The following is a 17,963-nucleotide window of genomic DNA, read 5'->3' as shown; positions in this document are numbered from 1 at the left end:
CTTGTCCTCGACGCCGTCGCTCGGCTCGATCCGTTTGCTGCTCGGCAGCAAGCTGCTGTTGCTGATCCAGGCGTGGATCGTGCTGCGCAGCGGTCAGCTTCTGGACGGTATGCACTGGTTTGTCGTCGGCGCGATCGTCGTCATCGCCATCCTGTGTCTCGTCGGCGCCGTCATCGGCGAGCCGGACGACAGCGCCGAAGACCATAACCGGCCGTGGCGGCGCAGAGCGGAGGGTCGTCATCATGAATGAGGCTATTGGCGGCGCGGCAAGCTTCACCACCCCTGCGCGCATTCGTGTCGTGTTGTTCCAGGGCGCCACAACGATCGTTCTGCTCGCCTGCGCGCTTGTCACCGCTGCGGCGCATGCCCAGACTTCGGTGATCGGACGCACCTGGCCGATCGCGGAACCCGATGCCCTGGAGGAAATCGAGGGTCGCACACAGAAGCTGCCGGCCTTTATGGCCAGCCGTTTCGGCCCGCGCGCGAGCTGGTCGGCGATGAAGGCCGCTCCGCTGGCCGTAGCGCAGGCGAACCGCGTGCGGAGCGTCGTTCCGTTCTACACGCTCGATTTCGATGTGAAGCTTCCGGACGGCAAATTGCTTTATCCGAAGGGCTTCACCTTCAACCCGCTGACCTATGTGTCGCTGCCGCAACGCCTGGTCGTCGTCCGCCCCGAGGATCTTGGCTGGGCGCTGCGCACCGCCACGCCATCAGATTGGATCCTGCTTGCCGCCGGCCCGCGTGGCGGGAGCGATCCGATCACGCTCGGCCAGAAGGTTGGCCGCTCGCTCTTCATCCTCGAGCAGCGCGTGAAAGACCGTCTCGGTCTCGAGGTGGCGCCGGTCATCGTGTCGCAGATCGGCCAGAAACTGGAGCTGACCGAGGTGAAGCTCAACCGCACCGGGAGCGCGCCGCGATGACCCGTCTCGCATTGTTGCGCAGCATAGCGGCTGCCTTTCTGCTTCTTGTGCTGTCCCCGGCTTCGCCAGCGCATGCGTCGTCTTGTCCGACCGGGACGGTGTTCAACCCGATCACGAAAGTGCGCTGGACGTGCATCTTTCCGATCACTATCGGCGGCGTGAAGATCGGCACGGGCGACAAGCTCGGCAAGGCGCTCGACGCGCAGTCGTCCTCGAGTCCGATCTGCGCCTGCCGGAAGGGTGCGACCTTCTGGTTCGGGGTGAAGGTCTCCTTCTGGTCGCCCAATCGCATGGTCGACGTGGTGACCGAGCCAGGATGCATGATGGCGCTCGGCGTCGACCTGATGCCGACCCACGGCAAGCTGCAAGGCAGCCAGTCGTCGATCGCCGACGGGACGAACACGCGCAAGATGTTCGCGCAGATGCACTATTATATCTCGCCGGTCTGGAAGATGCTGGACATGTTCACGGACCTGCCCTGCTTCCAGGATGACGGGTTCGACGTGGCGCTCATCACCGAGGTGCTGCCGACCTGGCAGTCGGGGACGCTCGGCGCGATCATCCAGCCCGAGGGCATATTGTTCGGCAACCCCGCCGCGGGGCTCGCCTGCATGGCCGACAGCGCGGCCGCGGCTGCCGGCAAGGTTCTCGACCCGCTCTTCTGGTGCATGGGCAGCTGGGGTGCGACCTATCCGATCGCCGGCGACATTCATTTCGATGACTCGGTCGAAGCCTGGGCTGGCCTCGCCGCGCGCGGTACCTTCATGATGGGCCGCCTCGGCGCGCTCACCATCTCGTCGACTGACGGCTGCTCGTTCAAGGCCCAGCCGATCTGGACCAAGTCCCGCTACAAGCTCCAGCTGATGGAGCCGGTTAAGGGCGGGAGTTGCGTCAATATCGGTCGGCCAGGTTCCTTGTGGTCGAGCGCGAAGCACGCGCCCGGCAAGGACAATGCCCAATTCATGCTCTTCGAAAAGACGATCTGCTGCGCCGGAGTGTCGGTGCCATGAGCGGATCGTTTCACGGACACCTCGTCAGTTCCGGATGTCAGGCCGGGTCTGCCCGCCAGGACCCGTTGGGTCTCCCGGGACAAAGCGAGGTGGGAGCGGCGCTGCACAGCCCCCGCGGTGCCGCTCCAACCCCGGTCAGCGCGGCCGGCTCCCTCCCGGCTCGGCAGATGGCATTCCCCCGTGCCTCTGTCCTGGCGGCGGCCGCGCTGACCATTTTTGAAGGCCGGGCGGTGTCCCGCCTTTCCCGTTCTTCGGACTCCCAGGCAGCTCCACCGTTTCCGCCTTCGTCAAAGATCGCGGCAGGACGGGCCGTCGGAGCGCGTGCTATGAGGCGAGCTGTCGCGGTTCTGCTCGTCGTCAGCGCGCTTCCCGCGATGGCGCATGCCCAGACGATGGAGGATCGCGCCCGCGCGGCCGCGCAGGCGTCGCGTGCGAAGACGGGTGACAGCGATACGCTACTCAACACCACGATCACGCCGGCGATGAGCGGGCAGCCGATCGCGACCGTCGACAACAGCAAGACGTTCACGCCGACGATCGCCTGCCAGAAGACGCAGAGCCTGCTCGAAGTGTTGGTCCAGCCCTCGGCCAGCGGTGACATTGGTATCGTCCGGATCAGCCAAGACAAGGATTTCGACGGGACGTTCGACACGGTGAGCAACCTGCCCGTGCCGGTGTCCGGTATCTGCGCGAACGGCATCATCTCCTGCGCGCCCGGTACCTGGAACCAGTGCAAGTATTTTCGCTGGGATGTCGACTCGTCCAAGTCCTTGAAGCTGACCCAGGTCGACATGCCCGAGCTTTCCGGTTGCTACTGCGTCAACAATAGCTGCGGCGCCAATCTCGTCTGGAACAACCTCAATTCGGTGCTGGGCGATCTCGGCGGCGGCATGGTGGGCGCGCTCACTACCGCCGATCCGCGCATCGGCGTGGCGCAGGCACAGATCAATGGTCCGGTGATTGACTATGTCGGTGCCCAGTCGACCGCTTGCGCGAGCGACGGGACCGTCGCGCAGACGGCGTATAAGAACAACCCGGCCGCCATCCAGGGGGATGCCGCGTCGATCGCCGCCGGCAACAGCATCTTCCAGATGGTCGCGGCGTCACCTGCGGGTTCGGGAAAAGCGCAGCAGACCAGGGCCTGCACGATCGAGCGTCAGGTCAATGTCATCGACCCACAACTCGATGACATCATCGCCCGCACCGCCGGCGGTTATGCGACCAGCCGGACCGCCAACAACGTTGCCGATTTCCTAATGGGCTCCCCACCGGACAACAGCCTGAGCGGAGGGTCCTGCAGTCTCTTCGATTTCCGCATGACACTGCACGTATCCGACCCCGCGCGCATTCGGCAAGCATCCCTGGTCGAATGGTTCGCGGACGACTGGGGTCAGGTGCGGATCGACGGCAACCTCGTCGATTCGGGACCCTCGCCCTGGACAACCAGCGGTCTGCCGCCCGGAAAATGCGAGCTGAAGAAGACCTATTACGCTTTCCCCAATCTCGACCTGAAACCCTATCTGACCAAGGGAGACCACGAGATCTGGTTGCGGGCGGCGGTCAGCAGCGGTGGTGAGGCGTTCGCAGATGTCCATGTCGAGGTGGATGACAGCTGCGGTTCCACGGAGCAGCTCGTCGACCTGTGTTCAGGGTACGCGGCGGACAGCAAATGCCATCTCGACAGCGAGGATGTCGACGGCGTTGAGACCTTCCGGGGCGGCGTTGCCACCGGCCTGAGGCCCCTGCCCCAGACCTGGCTGTTCGGAGCCGACCGGTGCACGTTGCAGCTCACCCGCGACTTCTTCCTGCGCAAGCGCAACTATGTCTGCGAGACGGACAACGCGGCGTTGCCCGATCCGGACCTGAGCCGCGGCGCCTATATCATCGACCATTCGACCGAGACGTTGCTCGCTGACAAGCAAACCCAGGCGGATGGCAGCGTCACTACTACGACCCGGCCCTTCAGCCTTCCGGATCGGGGCAGCGTGCCCGCCTGCGAGACGATCTGCAAAACCCAGGCGCCCAAGGTCAACACCGCGGCGGCGCCCTCGGGTGTGATGGGAAGCCAGCAGAATGATCCGACAGGGATCGATACCTTCTATCATGTCTGCTCGGCCGACAATGTCTGCCCGACCGGACCCGGCGAGCAGATCGCCTCGGCCTGCGGTTGCCTCGACGATTTCCCTGAAGCCGTCGTGATGATGCAGACGGTCCGGCTCGGCGGCGCGGACATGACCTGCACGAGTGCCACGCCATGAAGAGCCTCTTCCTCACGCGATCCGTGCTGTTAATCTCGGCCATATCGGTCGTGAGCGCCCAGTCGGCGGCTTATGCGCAGGCGAGCGCCGCCGCGATGCCGCAAGCGCGCGCGGCGATCGCCATTCCGGTCGAGCCCACCGATCCGGTCGAACCGACCGACCCATCGGGCCCTACCGCGCCTACCGGTCCCGCGCCCACCAGCGCCAATGAAATGTGCGCGGTCGATCTGAACGGCAATGGCGATGCCGCCGATGAAGGCGAGACCGCGAGTTGCACGGCGACGGCGAGCGGCGGCTGGCAATGCCCGATCCGCGCTGTCGCCTGCACGGTGACGGGTCCGGCCACCTATGCCTGCCCGCTTGGATCCCAATTTGCGTGCGAAGTGCCCGCGGGCGGCGGGGCTCCGACCTGCTCGCCCGACGCCTGCATCGACACGGGCGCCAATCCGGTCGTCACCGATCCAGTCGTCGACGATCCGGGCGTGCCCAATGACGGCCAGGTCGACGCAGAGGGGAATTGCCTCGATCATATCGAGATTTTCTCGGGCCGCGCGCTGCGCTGCCGGCCGCCGGGCCTGCTCGATACCTTCGAGAATTGCTGCAAGGACAAGGGCAAGATCGTCAAGGACGGGATGGGCTCGTCGCTCACCTCGCTCAGCACCAAGATCGCGGTCGCCAAGGGCGTGCTGACCGGCATGAAGGCTGCCTACACCGCCTTCAAGGCTGGCGCGACCGCCAGTCAGGCGGCCACCGCCGGCCTTCACGGCATCATCGGTATCGATCCGACCTCGCTCGCGATCAGCCTGGCGATTAGTTTCATCATCGATGTACTGCTCCAGGGTTGCGACCAGCAGGACATGGAGACCGGCATGCTGCGGGGCTCGGGCATGTGCCATGAGATCGGCAGCTATTGCACCTCCAAGATCCTCGGCATCTGCATCCAGAAGGCCAAAGGCCATTGCTGCTTCAACACCAAGCTTGGTCGGATCATCCAGGAGCAGGGCCGGCCTCAGCTCAAATCGTTCAACGCGATCGGCTGGGGCACGCCGAAGAAGCCAATGTGCCGGGGCTTCACGCCTGAAGAATTTCAGGCCCTAGATTTCTCGAAGATGGACCTCTCCGAATATTATTTGGACATCGAGGCCCGGGCTCAATCCGACATCCAGATAGATATGAAGGACCGCGTCGATGCGTATATGCAGACGATCGGCAAGAATTAGCCTCGTCCTGACCCTGGCGCTGGGGGTGATCCCGGCCACCCAGGCGCAGACCGTGGCCGGATCGCCGCCAAGCCCACCGCCGGCCGACGCGCGCGCCAAGGCAGCCAGCGAAGGCGATGCCGCGATGGAGCGGCTCAAGCAAGCCGTCAGCGCGCAGAAGGGCCGCGCGACGACGGCGGAGCCCGGCCCATCGGTTCAACCTTCAGCCGAACTTCGTCGGCGGGCTTTCGATGCCGTGCGCCGACGTGCCCACTCGCCTGCGATGGATGCACGCGCTCGCGCAGCATACGCCGCGGGACAGGCTGGGCTCGATGCCGAGCGCGAGGCCATGGCCGCAAAGCTTGGCCAGGCCTTGGGCCTGAGCGCGCCCGACATGGCCGCCGTCGCGGGCGCTACCGCGCCGAATACTATCAAAGGGTGGGTGCCGGTCCTGTTCGCATCGTCGTCGATGCCGATCGCCACGCTTCGAACCTATGCCGCGCAGCTTGAGCGCGTGGGCGGCGTGCTGGCGTTCCGGGGTATGCCGGGCGGTCTTACCCGCGTTGGGCCCATGGCGAAACTGTCCGCCGAGATCCTGCGGATCGATCCCGGCTGCTCGGGCCCTGCGTGCGTGATGCGGAATGTCCAGCTGATCGTCGATCCGATCGTCTTTCGCTTGGCGGGCATCACCCGGGTGCCAGCGCTGGCGATGATCCCGGGCGATCCCACCCAGCCCTATTGCGAGCGCGACGCCGCCAGTCCGCCGATCGCTCGCATCGTGTTCGGAGACGCGAGCCTCTCCGGATTGCTTGAGGAATATGTCCGCCTTGGCGGCAAAGAGGAGGTGCGCGATGCTCAGAATCGCTTGGGCGCTCGCTAAATGGATCTGGCTGCAGCTGAAGGAGCTGCCGCTGCGCGCGGCGGTCGCGCTCGGCTGTAGCGGCCTCGGGGAACCACCGCGACCCGACCAGCTGTTGAAGGCCTATTGTATCGTGCTGCCGGTCGGCCTGCTGACCTGGTGGGCGATCCCGCAATTCACCCTCGTGATGACCCCATCGATCCATGCCTGGGCGGTGCGGGGCGATCCGGGCCCCATCCACAAGGGCGATCTCGTCTCGTTCATGCTCACGAACGCGGTCGCCGGACCCAAGCCGGTGTCGGTCACCAAATATGTGCTGTGCATGCCCGGCGAGCGGCTCGATATGATCGAGAAGCCGTCAGTCGGAGGGCATACGTGGGACGGCTGGTACTTCTGCGATGGCAAGCTGCTGGGTGTCAGCAAGCCCTACGGCCGCAAGGGACAGAAGCTCGATCATTATCAGCCAAAAGGTGTGATCATCCCATCGGGCTATGCCTATGTCGGCTCGAGCCATCCGGATGGATTTGACAGTCGCTATTACGGTCCCGTCGCTATCGACCGGTTGACCCGGATGGAGAAAATGCTGTGATTGCCCGCACGCGCTTACTGCGCGCGGCCCTCCTCGCCGCGACCGCCCTTCCGCTACCGGTGCAGGCCCAGGATCAAAGGCCGGCCATGACGGGCAAGGATGGATATTGGTGGTATCAGGCACGGCCGAAACCTAGCGAGGAGAAGCCTGATCCCGACGCGCTGGTGAAGCCGGTGATTCCACCGATGGCCGAACTTGCAACCTGGACGCCGCCGAAGATCCACAAGCTGATCGAGCAGCAGCGCGATTATGCAGCGACCGTCCTTACGGTCGATGCCGTCGCCGATTTCTGGAAGCTCGAGGATTTCGCGCGGCGCAAGGCTCGCGCGTTCGCCGGCGTGACCCAGATCGCGATGCTCCAGCATCCCGAACTTAATTCCAAATCGGCCAATCCGATGGTCGGGGATGCGCGCGATCAGTTGACCGCGTTCAAGGATGACGCGCGCCGTCAATATCTCCGCGCCCATGCCGGCGAATTCGCGCTCGTCATGTTCTCCCGCGACAGCTGCGGCTATTGCCGGGTGCAGTGGCCGATCGTCCAGCGCTTCCAGGAGGAGATGGGCTGGCAGGTGACGCTCATGGATATCGGTCGCCGACCTGAAGTCGCACAGCGCTTCGGCGTCGAGGTGACACCGACGACGATGATCATCAGGCGGAACAGCCAACAGCGCATGGTAATCGCAAACGGCGTCGAGGCGTATCCAAACCTCGCGCAAATGGCGTATCAGGCCGTTCGGCTGCTGACCGGCGACATTCGGCCTGAGCAGTTCATGACCGGCGCCGGCGAGGAGGACGGATTCTTCGACGCGCTCGCGAATGGCCCGGTCTCGGCGACCGATCCACGCGCGCTCGGGGGCGATCTGGTCAACACCGGCGGGAGTCCGCGGCCGTGACGCGGCGCGCGCTCGCCATTGCAGCCATGGTGTCCGCCGTTGTGGGTATCGCTGGGGGCGCGATGGCTCAATCGGCATCGGCAGGGCAAGATGCGGCGCGGCGCGCGGCAATCCATCCTGTTGCCGACGCTGCCAGCCTGCAGGCGTGGCTCGCCCGCGTCCCACTGACGCGGCAGTTCCCGCCGGACTTCGCCGATACGTTACGCGGCCAGGCGCCGGCGTTCGTCATCGAAATGAGCACGAGCCCGGGTTGCGTACCGTGCGGCGATATGTGGACCAAGCTATCGGCCTTTGGCCGGCAATATGGCTGGCGCGTCGCTGCGATCGGCGGCCAGGAAGCGATGGTCCGTTCGGGCCGGCTTGGGCTGCCCTGGGTTGGCCATCCGGTCGTTTGGGTCCGACCGATCGCGGATTCGAACAGGATCGTGCCGATCGCGATCGGCACCGATCATGCGCTGAACCTCGCCCGCAACATCTATCTCGCCGTCAAGATGCTGACGGGCGTGCGACCTGATGTCGGCCTTCGGGCCATGTCCAAATATACCGGGATTGTCGGCGTGGGCGCGCCGCGGAATCCGGCCAACCGAGGAGGCTGAGCATGGCGGGCCAGCACCTCTTTCATCTCACTCGAACCCGAGGAAGCCCGCCATGTCGCTTGCCGTTCCCAGACTCTATCGTCGTCTAGCTCGCCCTCTCTCGTTCAGCCTGTGCGGGATCGTCGCTGCGTGCGGCACCGCGGCCCCGGCACATGCGCAGAGCTGGGCGGAAAGTTGGTTCGACAACGCAACCTACACCTCTCCCGGCAGCTTCGAGGATCAGACGCGCGGCTATGTGACCGCGGGTGGCATGTCAGGCCGTGTGGATGTCCATAACGACTATCTGATGTCGCTGAGCCTGCCCAAGATCAAGGCCGGATGCGGCGGCATCGACATGTTCCTGGGTGGTATGTCGTTCCTTGATCCCGACTATCTCGTCCAGAAGCTGGAGAGCATTCTTCAGGCGGCCCCCGCGGTCGCGTTCCAGTATCTGCTTGAGACGCTCGACGAGAAGATGGGTAACATCATTTCGAAGATGGAGGCGGCGACCAACTTCCTGAATTCGATTCAGGTCAATGATTGCCGGTTGGCCAACCGCGCGGTCCAGATCGCCAAGGGCGACGACAATATGAGCGGCATCATCGAGGAGATGACCGGCTACAAGTCGGTGAAGGAAGGGTTCGCGAAAAGCTACCAGCAGAGCCGCGAGAAGATCCAGGCGAACCAGAATAACCCGACCGAGGATCTGAAGGACGCGCTGCAGAATTGCCCGGCCGAGGTGACCGACATCTTCCGCACGGGATCGCTGCTTTCGCACGCGGCTTCGCGGGTCGGTGCCGGCGACTGGGCGGATGTGATGCGCGCGCGCGTCGGCGACGTCTATATGCGCTGGGACCCGACCGACAAGGTGCCGCTCTTCTCGGCGATTCCCGCCTGCCCGAAGCAGGATACGGAAAGCGCCGATGACTTCCTCTCCGGCCGCGTCCAGAAGCGCGCGCTCAATGTGCCGCCCACGGCCGGTGATTGCAGCCAGGACGGCACCAAAGGTGCGCTCGAACTCGCCCGCACCCGGATGGAGTCGATCGCCGGCAAGATCAGGACGCGGGGTGGGCTTTCGGCGGACGAACGCCAGTTCGTTGCCAATGTCAGCACGCTACCTGTGTATCGGATGCTCGAATGGGGCGTTCGACAAGGCGTCCAGGGCTCGGTCATCAGCGATACCGATGAGCTGGTAGCGTTCACCCTTGCCTATCAGATGCTGAACGACCTGACCCGCTCCATCGACTTCGCGCTCAGCAATGCCGAGCGTGGGACGACGGCGGCCGGCGCTGCCAATGCGACCAGTACCAATATCTGCCAGACCCGCATCCTCACCAAGGGCATCGAGCAATTGCGGGACCTGCGCGAGGAGGTCCTCCGCCAGCGTGCCCAGATGCGTCAGTCCTATCTCGCGGCGCTGAGCCAGGCGAACCTCTCGACATCCTATGCTGGGCTTTTGCGTCAGCGCGATCGCGATGCGCGCGACGCCGCTGGTGCCGCCGCGAACCGCAACCAGTAGGTGCTCCAATGATGCGTCGGATCCTTCGCGCCGTTGTCACGGTCGCCGCATTGCTCGCCGCCTCGCCGGCCTTTGCCGTCGATACGAGCTTCTACACCTATGACGGCTTCGCCGAGACGGTAGATGCATTCCGTCTCGTCGCGATGATCTTTGCCGACCCGCGTTACGAGACGCTGGTCGTGGTGATCGCGACGGTCGGGATTGCGGTGGGAGCGACGCTGACCGCCATTCGTGGCCAGGGTATGGGGCTTGTCGCCTTCGGCTTTCAGATGCTGGTCGGCATCGGCCTGTTCGTCGGTATGATCGCGACCACCGGGACGGTCCACGTCTATGACAAGGTGCGCAACGCCTATCAGCCGGTCGGCGGCGTCCCCAATCTGCTCGTGCTGGTCGCCGGCACGACCAACCTGATGGAGCGCGCCCTGGTCGAGACGATCGACGACAACACGCTCGATCCGGATTCCAAGATCGAGTTCGGCGCCGGGGGGCACACGTTCGACCTGTTCTTCAATGCCGTCGCGCCGCGTGGCCCGATGACCGACACCTTCCTTGATGCAACGATCAAGGACTATGTCCGGCAATGCTATCCGGTCGCGCGCGTGTCGCCGGCTTACGGCATCGACGATGACAAGTTGTTCCGCACGACAACCGATCTGCCAGCCGCGTTCGCAGCGATGGCGGGACCTGCGACCTTCAGCACGGTCTATACGGCGGCGGACAAGGGCGGCACGACGAAGAGCTGCGACGAGTCTTGGCAATATATTTCTGACAGGCTCTCCGATCCGACCTTGTTCGACGATTACACCAGGCAGGTTTGCCTGCGGACGGGCTTCGACGCGACCGATGCCAATCAGCTCACTCGCTGCCGCGCCCAGCTCGGCGAGGTGGGCGGCATGATGATGGGCTCTCCGCTGTCGCTTCAGGCATTCATGACAGATGTCCTGCTCGGCAACACCGTGGGCGACGTCCTGTTCGAGGATAGCCCGGCAACAGCGGCCCGGGTCATGGCCAATCGCGCCGTAATGTCGAGCGGTCTTGCCACGATGTCGGTTGCAAACGAATGGATGCCGACGATCCGCGCGGTCGTATTCGGCATCATGCTGTTCATGATCCCGATCGCGCTTCTGTTCATCCTGACGCCGATCAACCTTCGGGTCATGAGCTTCGCGCTTGGGCTGTTCGTGTTCGTCGCCTTGTGGGGCGTGATCGATGCCGGCATTTACCAGCTTACCCTTGGGCGCGCGATGGGCGCGCTTGCCGAGATGCGCTCGAACGCCAACGGCGCCAACGCCTGGCTTCTCGCCCCTTCTTCCGCGCAAAAGGCCCTTGCGATCTTCGGCAGCTTCCGCACGGCGGCGGCGGGCCTGGCGGGCGCGTTCGTGTTCACGGTGTTCCGGTTCTCGGGGAATGTCTTCACGGCGTTCACCAGCGGCGCGCTCGGCGTCCAGGGTCAGGGCACTGCCGCCGCGTCGCCTATGGGCACAGCGGAAGGTCGCGCCTCGGCCCTTGAGGCACAGGCGTCCGCGTTGGGCACATCCGCGCGACGCGGGGCTTCGTCGAGCTTTGGTGACTTTGGCGAGCGATCGACATTTGGCGCCAACCGCAGCTTCGGCGCGGCGAGCACGATGTTGGGTGAGCGCAACAGCGGGGTGCCAGGAGTGCCGGCATTCGGCATGGGCGGGATCGACGCGGCGCGCGAACTTGGCGGGCTCGCACCGGCGCTCGTCAATGGGGATCTGTCCAACCCTGCGACGCAACGCGCAGTCAGGGCCAACGCCACGACGGCCGCGTTTCAACAGTTCGCCGAGAAGGACGCGCTCCGGGCTTTGGGTACAACCTATTTCGGTTCCGGTCAGGCTGGTGAGCGCGCCTTCGCTGCGTTCTCGCAGCATCTGGTGCAATGGCGCGCCTTTGGGGATCAGCGCGCTTACGACATGATGCAGCAGGGCGCGACGCGGGCCTTCGAGCGAGGCGGCTACTCGCCGAAGGACGCTGCGCTGAAGGCGTCCGGTGTCATCGCTCAGGCCTCGGCGGACCCGACCTTTGCAAAGCTGACCGCCAATGCCTTCGACCAGGAAGCGATGCTCCGCAATGACATCACCTCCGCGCAGGTCCAGGTCGGTGCTATGGAAGGGCGGCGCGATTTCGCCGGCAACAAGGTCGCCGGCATCGAGCGCGGAAACGTGGCAACCGAGCAGGCCCATCGGACCGGCACCAACCAGGGACAACGCGACGCCGCCGGCATGCTTGGCCTGTCGGTTCAGGAGACCAGCCGCCGCATCGGCTTTATCAACGCGCTCGCCGGCGAAGCGCGCTCTTCCGCGATCACCCAACTCTCCCGCGCGACTGGCCGCAATGAGGCGCAGGTCGAGCACGCGCTCGAAACCTATAATGCGTCGACGCAACTCGGTACGGCGGATGGGGCCACCGCGGAAGCAGGACGCGAGGGAACGAGTGTCTACGGACGGACGCGCGAGACAGCCGGGTTCGATTTTGCCGAGCGCGCGGGCAAGCTCGACGCGCAACGCGAAGTTGGGCGGGACGGTACGAGGAGCGCGGCGCGCATCGGGGAAGAGCGTCGACAGTCGGACAATTTTGGGTTTGCGGAGGGCGCGGAGGCGGCAGGCGTCTCGACGCGCGAAGCTGCGCGGCTCGATAGCTTCATCCGCACGCTTGCCGGGACGGCCGGCAATCAGGTCGATATGGCTGACGGCGGCGCCGGTGGGATCGCGGATCGCGCGCGTAATGAGCGTACGTCTCGAATCGTCGACAATCAGCGCCTGACGCGAATGCAGGGGCTGCTGCGCGCCAATGGCATCACGATGACGAAGAAGCAGCTAGCGATGAGCCAGAATGGCGACCTTGCCATGAACGTAACGCCAGAGGTCGCTGGTCAACTGCGCCGCGCCGGGCTGATCAATCACAGCCAATATGGTGCAATTGCCGGTGGCGGTTCGGCGCGGTTCAGTTTCGCCGATAATGACCTCTTGGTGTCGAGCAGCACGGGTTTCACTAGATCGGCGCGTAGCGACACCAGCACACGCTTCGAAGCCGGCAAGCAGGCCGGCCCTGACACGATCGAGCATTTCCTCGGTGGCGGTGCCGAAGGAAAGGCCGCCATGGCCCATTGGCTCAAGGGCGGGTTCGAGATGGACCGCCAGGGGAATTGGCGGCTGAAACCGCAGGTCGCCGACACGCTCGAACGGGATGTTCAAGCAATTATGGCTCAAACCGGATGGTCGCGGAATATCACTCGTCGCGCGGAGGACAGCACCACTATGGGAACCGATGTCGGTCTTTCGGTTTCAGCAAGCGCGCAGCGCGGGTCCTCCAAGGGTGGCGGAAAAGGGAGCTCGGCATCTCTTTCCGGCGGCGCGGGCGGTTCGTTAGGTTTCGCAGGCAGCGACCGCGGAACAACTTCAGAGAATGCCGACGCTACACTAGACATAGTGAATTATGACGTGAGAGGAGCCGTAGCTTCCGCAGAACGCGCGGCATCTCGCTCGCCCAATCCGGAGCAAGCTTTTACACGAGTTCTCTCCGATCAGTTGCTTGGCGACCGTGGATTGCGGAACCGGTACCTCGAGAACGCTGATTCCGCGCGTGGGACAGCCGATATTACCGGACCCCTTACCTCGATCGAGCAATCGTCAGTCCTAGGCAGCGGCAGATTTTCGGATGATCTCGCTAACGGCCCGTTTGATGGTGATCCAAAATTCAAGGAGCGGCGGGATAAATGAAACTATTTCATATCATCTAGTGGTTCTCGCCTGACGGTTGAGTCCGATTAGGGATTCCCAGTCTGCTGCGGCCGTGCGAGTCAGCGGGCATGCGCAGTGGTATCGTCATCGACCTCACGTCCGCGGACCGCGAACGTCTCGAACGGATCTGCAAGGATCGTAACGCCCCTCAGAAGCACGTCTGGCGTGCCGAGATCGTTCTTCTGAGCGCCGACGGGGTCGGCACCAGCGAGATCATGCGCCGGACGGACACGTCCAAGACGTGCGTGTGGCGCTGGCAGGAGCGGTTCATGCAGGAAGGGGTTGAAGGTCTGTTGCGTGACAAGACCCGCCCTTCGCGCATCCCTCCGCTGACCCCGGAGGTGCTCGCTTGGGTTGCCACCCGGACGCGTGAGGAACCGCCGGGTGAGACGACCCATTGGACGGCCGCGCTGATGGCCAGCGAAGCGGGGATCAGCGCTAGTTCGGTTCACCGGATCTGGCGCGCCCACGGCCTGCAGCCTCACCGCGTTCTGCAGTTCAAGCTTTCCAATGATCCTGAGTTCATCGACAAGCTCCGCGACGTCGTTGGCCTTTATGTCGCGCCGCCCGCCCACGCGATCGTCCTGTCGTTCGACGAGAAGAGCCAGATTCAGGCCCTCGACCGAACCCAGCCCGGCCTGCCGCTCAAGAAGGGGCGAGCCGGCACCATGACCCATGATTACAAGCGCAACGGCACCACCACGCTGTTTGCGGCGCTCAACATACTCGACGGGACCGTGATCGGCCGCAACATGCAGCGGCATCGGCACCAGGAATTCATCCGCTTTCTCAATCTGATCGAGGCACAAGTCCCCGCCGGCAAGGCGATCCACGTGATCCTCGACAACTATGCCGCCCACAAGCACCCCAAGGTCCGCGAGTGGCTCGAGCGGCACCCGCGCTTCACCTTCCACTTTACGCCAACGTCCTGTTCGTGGCTCAACGCCGTCGAGGGCTTCTTCGCCAGGCTCACCAAACGACGCCTCAAACGAGGTGTATTCCACTCGCTCGTCGATCTTCAGGCCGCCATCAACCGCTTCCTGGCCGAGCACAACGAGAGCCCAAAACCCTTCGTCTGGACCGCCGATCCTGATAAAATCATCGCCGCCGTCAGGCGCGGGCACCAAGTGTTAGATTCGATCCACTAGGGAACCCCTGAGCAAGTAGGCCTTGCAGAGGCAATGATGGAATGATTCTCTTCGCAAAAGGAGGGCCGCATGAAGCAGGGTCGTTTTTCAGGGATTGGGATTTCACGGCCACGCAAACAGACGCGGCTGGCGGTATTTCTGGATCAGATGGCGGCTGTGGTTCCGTGGGAGCGGTTCGAGCAGTTGATCATTGCGCATTACCCGGTGGTGGGGCGGGGGCGTCGTCCTTATCCGTTGCGGTCGATGCTGAAGATCCATTTCATGCAGCAATGGTTTGGCCTGTCCGATCCAGCGATGGAAGAAGCGCTGTGGGAGACGCCACTGTTGCGGGAATTTGCAGGGCCTCGACTTCGAGGGCGTACCCGACGAGACGACGATCTTGAAGTTCCGGCATTTGCTTGAGAAGCATGAATTGAGCAAAGCGCTGTTTGACGAGATGACGGCGGTTTTGACCGAGCGCGGTTTGCTGTTGCGCCAGGGCACGATCGTGGATGCGACTTTGATCGCCGCGCCGCCATCGACCAAGAACCGCACGAAGTCGAGCGATCCCGAGATAAAGCAGACCAGGAAGGGCAATCAATGGTATTTCGGCATGAAGGCGCATATCGGCGCAGACGCGGCTTCGGGCTGCGTGCATTCGGCCGAAATGACATCGGCCAATGTGCATGATAGCGTGGCGACCGATGCCTTGCTTTACGGCGAGGAGGAAATTGCCTTTGGCGACAGCGCCTATGCCAGCAATGAGCGTTCGCTCGAAGCCGATCGAACCGAAGCCGACGTCGTCTGGGCCACGCCCTTCAAGCGCAAGAAGGGCCAGGCCCTGACCGATGAACAGCGCCGGATCAACCGGCTGACGTCTTCGTTCCGCTCCAAGGTCGAGCATGTCTTCCGGGTCGTCAAGCGCCAGTTCGGCTACACCAGGACCCGTTATCGCGGACTGTACAAGAACAACCAGCAGATTTTCTGCCAGCTCACCCTGGCCAATATCTACATCATGCGCGAGCAATTGGCCTGAACTGCACGATAATTGCGCCCGCAGAACGGGAAACGGCCCGGAAAACAGCCAAATACCGACGGAAATAGGCCGAAAATCCACAATATTGGCCAAATTCGCGCACCGCAAGGAGAGCGGCGCGGCAAAGCTCACCGTTGACGCCGCACGACGCCCAATTCTCTACCTGCGCAGAGGTTCCCTAGATATCGCCAGTGGTTGGGCGAGCGAGGATCGAGGGGGTCGGCCATCGGGTCGAGGTATCCACCAACGGAGCGCTTCGGAAACAACTCGTCATGAGATGGCTCGACCCATTCCCAGCCGTGATATTCCATCCACGCCGGTACAAAGCGCACTCCAAGAACCATCAAAGCGGTGAACGGATAGAGGGCGATATTGAGATAGCCGGCCACCGCGGTCGAATAAGCATCGTCGAGAACTGGGCTCCAATAGGAGGCGAGTTTTGCCCGTCCAATAGATAGCGATGCTGGCCCACCAGAGTTTCGCATACCAGGGGCGCCACAGCCAGGCCGATGCTCGGGGCCGCGACCGCACAGCACTCGCGTCCAATTCTGCCTGTTCGCTCATGACGTCGACTGGGCCCATGCCGGATCCTTTCTGCCGTGGAGAATACCATCGGCAAGGAAAGATTGGAATCCCGTCATGGCGAACTTCGGCTCCAATTCACGTCCTATGGTCATTCCCTTGGCGAGCGGCCGACCGCCCTTTCCCACTTCTCTCCTCACCCTGGAGTGGTCTGTTGTCGAGTTGCCTGATCCTCGGAGACAGCATCGCGATCGGTGTCGCCGCAGCGCTGCAGATCCTTCATTTCGGAGGGTGCGATGTCCTGGCGCGGAACGGGGCCTCTGTCGGGTCGATAGCGGCAATGGCACCTTCAATCGGGTATCGCCAGGTCGTTGTCTCAGCAGGCTCCAATGATCGTCTGAGCCCGTCGCGTGCACGCGACCTTGTCACACTGCGACGTAAGCTGTGGGGCGCAAAGGTTACGTGGATATACCCTCGGCAGCCGACGCCTGCATGGGATGTGTATCGCGTGGCGCGGCGTTTTGGCGACCGGACGGTCGATATAAAAAGCGCCGGCTCGAGGGACGGTGTCCATCCGCGAAGCGATATCGCGGTGGCACGCGCAATCCTTTTCCAAGCGGACCGGGCTAATTTTCAACAGTCGCGCTGGCGATCGGTGGGCGGGACGATGCGATAACGCCATCAGCGTTGACGTTACCTGCCCTGTTAGCGCCGAAGGAGATCGGTGAAGGCGATCTGTCCATCAAAGAGCGCCCGCACGATCAAATAGGCGCGCTGCGCGTTACCATAAGCCCGCCTCACCCCCTCGACATGTTCATGGGCGGTCGATCGCGATACGCCGAGAATATTGCCGATCTCCCGGTCGGTCTTTCCCCTTCCGACGAGGACAAGCGCTTCCATCTGTCGCGGCGTAAGGTCCGGTACAACGGTATCCTCGAGCCTCAATTTCTTCCGCATGATCCGCCTGGCTGCTTCGAATGCAAATGTACCGCACAGTTGGGCGATTGGCAGTGCGTTTTCGTGGAGTTGGTCGAGCGATCGCGCCGCGAAGGAGCATGTTCCCTGATATTCACCGGGCAGATGCACAGGCACCGTGAAACCAGCGCCAAGGCCGAAGCCGATGGCTTCCGAAAGAATCTGCTTGTGACGGGGCGTCAGACGGATGATGTCTCCGACGTCGTGCCACGAGAAGCCATTGACGGTCTTGGTACTTGCAAGATGGATAGGATCCTCCGCGAAATATGCGCGCTCGAGGACATGGGATACCCAGTCTTCGTTATAGGTCGATAACCGGATTGCTCCTTGCGGCGGGCACGTCAGGTCAACATGGTGGCCCATCGCAAACTGCGAGAACCCGAGCATATTGGTGACCCGCCTTAGGGCTTCATTTAAATCGTCTTCGGTCAGAACCGAGCGAAAGGCCTTAAGGAAGTGGTTCAGATCCAGTTTGGTCAACATAACGGCAGACCCTTCGAAAAGGAGGAATGCCTCTCGAGCCCTCTCCTGAACCGTGTACTTTTGAGCGAAAATCTCTTTCGTTTCGTCGCAGGCCGAGTCTTCCCGATACCGCTAACTACATGTGTTGTTCGCTAATTTCGACCAACAGCTCAAGGAACGTGGTTATCTCGCTATGGGCGGTCAGATCGTCGATGCGACACCGGTGGCCGCGCCAAAGCAACACCGCGCCAGGATCCA

At 63.2% G+C, this 17,963-nt stretch carries 15 protein-coding genes and 1 pseudogene; 14 read left to right on the top strand and 2 right to left on the bottom strand.

What is annotated here, in order from left to right:
* Nucleotide 1 precedes the first annotated feature (1 nt).
* From RN629_RS11120 to RN629_RS11060, 13 genes are all read left to right on the top strand, one after another.
* Nucleotides 2–250: a hypothetical protein gene (locus RN629_RS11120; RefSeq protein ID WP_182914010.1), complete on the top strand. Its 249-nt coding sequence runs from the start codon at nt 2–4 to the stop codon at nt 248–250.
* Entirely contained in the window at nt 243–920 is a 678-nt protein-coding gene (locus RN629_RS11115) for a conjugal transfer protein TraW (RefSeq protein ID WP_231565064.1), read from the top strand. Before RN629_RS11120 ends, RN629_RS11115 begins: the two co-directional genes overlap by 8 nt.
* Nucleotides 917–1,930, top strand: coding sequence for a TraU family protein (locus RN629_RS11110; RefSeq protein ID WP_119748572.1), 1,014 nt, complete (start codon nt 917–919; stop codon nt 1,928–1,930). The genes RN629_RS11115 and RN629_RS11110 overlap by 4 nt, the downstream gene beginning before the upstream one ends.
* A gap of 326 nt (nt 1,931–2,256) precedes the next feature.
* Complete coding sequence (locus tag RN629_RS11105; RefSeq protein WP_220475662.1) at nt 2,257–4,188, top strand: hypothetical protein; 1,932 nt, start codon at nt 2,257–2,259, stop codon at nt 4,186–4,188.
* A 212-nt stretch (nt 4,189–4,400) separates the two neighbouring features.
* Entirely contained in the window at nt 4,401–5,408 is a 1,008-nt protein-coding gene (gene traN, locus RN629_RS11100; protein WP_033964806.1) for a conjugal transfer protein TraN, read from the top strand.
* Nucleotides 5,377–6,267 (top strand): type-F conjugative transfer system pilin assembly protein TrbC, encoded by an 891-nt coding sequence (locus tag RN629_RS11095; RefSeq protein WP_033964758.1) that lies wholly within the window; start codon nt 5,377–5,379, stop codon nt 6,265–6,267. Before traN ends, RN629_RS11095 begins: the two co-directional genes overlap by 32 nt.
* On the top strand, nt 6,239–6,835 hold the full coding sequence (locus RN629_RS11090; RefSeq protein WP_033964757.1) for a S26 family signal peptidase: 597 nt from the start codon (nt 6,239–6,241) through the stop codon (nt 6,833–6,835). Before RN629_RS11095 ends, RN629_RS11090 begins: the two co-directional genes overlap by 29 nt.
* Complete coding sequence (locus RN629_RS11085) at nt 6,832–7,728, top strand: conjugal transfer protein TraF (RefSeq protein ID WP_407035273.1); 897 nt, start codon at nt 6,832–6,834, stop codon at nt 7,726–7,728. Before RN629_RS11090 ends, RN629_RS11085 begins: the two co-directional genes overlap by 4 nt.
* A 62-nt stretch (nt 7,729–7,790) precedes the next feature.
* Nucleotides 7,791–8,324, top strand: a complete 534-nt coding sequence (locus RN629_RS11080) for a hypothetical protein (RefSeq protein WP_081988705.1) — start codon at nt 7,791–7,793, stop codon at nt 8,322–8,324.
* 52 nt (nt 8,325–8,376) lie between these two features.
* Nucleotides 8,377–9,822 (top strand): conjugal transfer protein TraH, encoded by a 1,446-nt coding sequence (locus RN629_RS11075; RefSeq protein WP_255530204.1) that lies wholly within the window; start codon nt 8,377–8,379, stop codon nt 9,820–9,822.
* 11 nt (nt 9,823–9,833) lie between these two features.
* Nucleotides 9,834–13,562, top strand: a complete 3,729-nt coding sequence (locus tag RN629_RS11070) for a conjugal transfer protein TraG N-terminal domain-containing protein (RefSeq protein WP_407035277.1) — start codon at nt 9,834–9,836, stop codon at nt 13,560–13,562.
* Between the two features lie 89 nt (nt 13,563–13,651).
* Complete coding sequence (locus RN629_RS11065) at nt 13,652–14,731, top strand: IS630 family transposase (RefSeq protein ID WP_281124265.1); 1,080 nt, start codon at nt 13,652–13,654, stop codon at nt 14,729–14,731.
* A gap of 69 nt (nt 14,732–14,800) precedes the next feature.
* Nucleotides 14,801–15,746 (top strand): IS5 family transposase gene (locus RN629_RS11060; protein ID WP_407035272.1). Its coding sequence is split into 2 segments (ribosomal slippage): nt 14,801–15,078 and nt 15,077–15,746, totalling 948 coding nucleotides; the frame shifts between segments, so codons are not numbered across the junction.
* Between the two features lie 128 nt (nt 15,747–15,874).
* Here RN629_RS11060 and RN629_RS11055 read toward each other — a convergent pair.
* Both RN629_RS11055 and RN629_RS11050 read right to left on the bottom strand, forming a co-directional pair.
* Entirely contained in the window at nt 15,875–16,231 is a 357-nt protein-coding gene (locus RN629_RS11055) for a hypothetical protein (RefSeq protein ID WP_407035271.1), read from the bottom strand.
* A gap of 742 nt (nt 16,232–16,973) precedes the next feature.
* The gene (locus tag RN629_RS11050; protein WP_052192319.1) at nt 16,974–17,726 is read right to left on the bottom strand and encodes a helix-turn-helix transcriptional regulator; all 753 of its coding nucleotides are present in this window, start codon (nt 17,724–17,726) and stop codon (nt 16,974–16,976) included.
* A gap of 124 nt (nt 17,727–17,850) precedes the next feature.
* Between RN629_RS11050 and RN629_RS11045 the strand changes: the two are divergent.
* Nucleotides 17,851–17,958 (top strand): annotated as a pseudogene (locus RN629_RS11045) (IS5/IS1182 family transposase); the annotation flags it as partial.
* Between the last annotated feature and the right edge of the window lie 5 nt (nt 17,959–17,963).

The organism is Facivitalis istanbulensis, assembly GCF_040560405.1.
Taxonomy (GTDB): Bacteria; Pseudomonadota; Alphaproteobacteria; order Sphingomonadales; family Sphingomonadaceae; genus Sphingomonas; species Sphingomonas istanbulensis.
The sequence above is the reverse complement of the archived record's forward strand: the minus strand, read 5'-3'. Positions and strand labels throughout refer to the sequence as shown.